The following is a 2663-nucleotide window of genomic DNA, read 5'->3' on the forward strand; positions in this document are numbered from 1 at the left end:
GCCCATTCTTCGTCGGAGATATCGGTCGGATATGGCTTACGAGGCTTCATCCGCATACGTTAGCGTGACAAGAGCAAAGTTCATAACACGCTCTAAGGAATTTGGCAAGGATCCTGCTAAGCACGGATTCAGTATGGAGTATCACGGTGCTAAGAATAGCTGCATCGATTTCACCTGGGATGCACTCAATAAGGCTTTGCTTCACCGTAAGACAAAAGACGGCCTCGATAAGAATTTTGAGGGAAATCTCAGCCCCGTAGACAATGTAGACGACATCAAGAGCATTCCTGCTCCCATGCCTAAGAGCGAGTTGAATAAGGAGCACAGCAACCCGAAGCCTGAGCAGCAGTGGTGGCAGAAGGTGATTGGTGAAGCGCAGCCGCCCGGTGAGCAGGTATCTCCGCTACAGGAGGCAACACAGCTCGCGAGAGTGCCGCCAACAGATCCGCTGTATCGCCAAGCAGAAGAGGCAGTTCGCCGCCTTGAGCAAGGCCTCGGCCGCGAGTACGACGACAACAGCGCCCGGCTGGCAGCAAGCAGCGCGTATTTAGCCAAAGAACACGGGCTGTCGCGAATCGATCATGTCGTGCTGAGCGAGAATTATAAGTCCGTGCGACAAGGCGAGAACCTGTTCGTTGTAGAGGGGGCGTTGAACGATCCCGCACACAAGATGGCGCACATGAAGACCAACGACGCGATCGCACAGCCGGTCGAGCAGTCTCTGGCGCAATTGCAGTCCTTAGGTGAGACGCAGCGGCAGCAACAGTCTCAGCAGCAGGAGCAGCAACGCGACCAGTCGATCACTCCGCCGCCTCGGATGGTGTGAGGTCTAATACGCTGGTATGCGTACGCTGCGCACTTCTGGTAGAACATCGCTTTACCGCAGGAAGGAGCCGCGCCGTATGCCATTCGCTATCTTCCGTTCTTACGTTTCGGCATCGGCCGCAGTGGTCGTCGCCACCTTTGCAGGATGCGCCATGACCGAGCCGCCGATCTCAAACAAACAGTTTTCCGAGCATGTTGTGGCGCTGCTGGCCGGCAAGGATTCGGCTGTGGTCGAAGCCGGCAAGTTGACCGATTTCCCTTGGAAGACGCTGTGCTTCGAGCGCGATGACAGCCTGCTGCTGAAGTTCGATCGCGGCGGGGAAACGTCGGTGCTGCCACTGCCTTACGAGGAGTTCTTCGTGGACGAGGCACATGTGGCCAATTCCCTCGAGGATAGCTGTGTCACGCCATCCGATCACATCCTGATCAAGAAGAAGTATCCGGGCTATCAAGGGCCGATCGAGTTTCAGAAGGCAGCGCAGGGAGGCTAAGCCATGGTCGATATCACCGATCCAAAGGGTGCCAAGCGTGAGATTGAGCAGGAAGCGTATCGGCACTACGAGCAGCTGAGTGGCACGACGTTGGCAAGGCGTCCCGATGGCACCTTCCAGTCACAGGGGCACAACGATGAGCTGGATGCCTTTCGGCATGCGTACACCAGTGGCCGTGTCACCCAGCTTGCGTTAGGTCAGCAGTGGATCGCACGCAAGTTCGGTGATGATGCCGAGATTGGGCCGGCCCATCCAAATGATCCCTACGAACATCGGATGGATCTATGGAACAACGAAGCCGGCCGCCGGCTCGGCGATCAGACCTCCGGGCAGGATGAGCTTGCGCGACAGGCCTACGCTGCGCTGCGCCACGGTGATCTGGCGACTGGTTTGAACGATCCGCGGCTCAGGCAGTTGTTTCCCGACGATCCGCGCCTGGCCCGACCGCAGGGCGACCCGGAGCGGGATCTGGTGACCGGCAGCGACGTGGATCGGATCAACAAGGACGTGTCGCGCCTGCAGGATCGGTCACATGACAGGTTCCCGGTTGGACACCCGGATCGTGCGTACTTTGATACGTTGCGTGGCCAGCTACCAGGCTCAGTGTCTGACGCAAAGGTGGCTGAGGCCATGTTGGTCGCGAAGCAGGCAGGTATCGAGCGGGTTGACCAGCTTGCCGGTGCCGCCTTGCGCGATGATCAGATCTTCGTCGCAGGCAAGACGCCTGGATTTCGTGCCCAGCTGGATGCGACCATGCCGGCGCCGGAGATGCGCGACAGCATCTATTTAGCCGATCAGCATAATGCCGTCCGCAGTTATGATCAGGCGGCACAATCTCAGGTGACACCACATACGCCAGGACGCTGAGCAGCGCGGATAGGGATGAAGTTGGCGTACGACGATTCGAGAAAACGCTGAAACGCTGGCGTCCTATACCAGGCAGCAAGCAATCTTCAATGAGGTGACGTCGAGCCTGACGTGATCGCTGGCGCTACGCCTGATCCACTCACACACCACGTGCGACGCGCCGGTGGTGCTTGCCATTTCCTTTTGCAGCGCGTTCTCTCGTCCGCTAAAACATGCCGCTCCAACTCAGCGCCTTCAACACTCTCATCATCCCTGTTGCGGCACGACTGCCGGATCAGCGACCAGGCTCGGATGCTTGCCGCAGATAGCCGACAAAGCCGCCGCGTGGTGCCAGCTCGAGCATGATGGTGTCGTTGCGGGTCACTTGCCGTTCCTTGCGGTCCCAGTGACCTGCCCCCATCATCCGTACCAGTGATTACTGATAAAGCCCGGGGTTGAAGGGTACTGCGTTGTTGGCTTGTTGTGTACGGTAGTTGGCGG

At 58.4% G+C, this 2663-nt stretch carries 3 protein-coding genes; all 3 read left to right on the forward strand.

Annotated elements, in window-relative coordinates; genetic code table 11:
* Positions 1–31 precede the first annotated feature (31 nt).
* The 3 genes from GGR61_RS20820 (at position 32) to GGR61_RS20830 (ending at position 2183) form a co-directional block, all read left to right on the forward strand.
* Entirely contained in the window at positions 32–826 is a 795-nt protein-coding gene (locus GGR61_RS20820; RefSeq protein WP_184623821.1) for an XVIPCD domain-containing protein, read from the forward strand.
* A 76-nt stretch (positions 827–902) separates the two neighbouring features.
* Entirely contained in the window at positions 903–1316 is a 414-nt protein-coding gene (locus GGR61_RS20825; protein ID WP_260289072.1) for a hypothetical protein, read from the forward strand.
* 3 nt (positions 1317–1319) lie between these two features.
* Positions 1320–2183, forward strand: a complete 864-nt coding sequence (locus GGR61_RS20830) for a hypothetical protein (protein WP_184623823.1) — start codon at positions 1320–1322, stop codon at positions 2181–2183.
* Positions 2184–2663: the final 480 nt, after the last annotated feature.

This window comes from Xanthomonas sp. 3058, from assembly GCF_014199765.1.
Taxonomy (GTDB): Bacteria; Pseudomonadota; Gammaproteobacteria; order Xanthomonadales; family Xanthomonadaceae; genus Xanthomonas; species Xanthomonas campestris_B.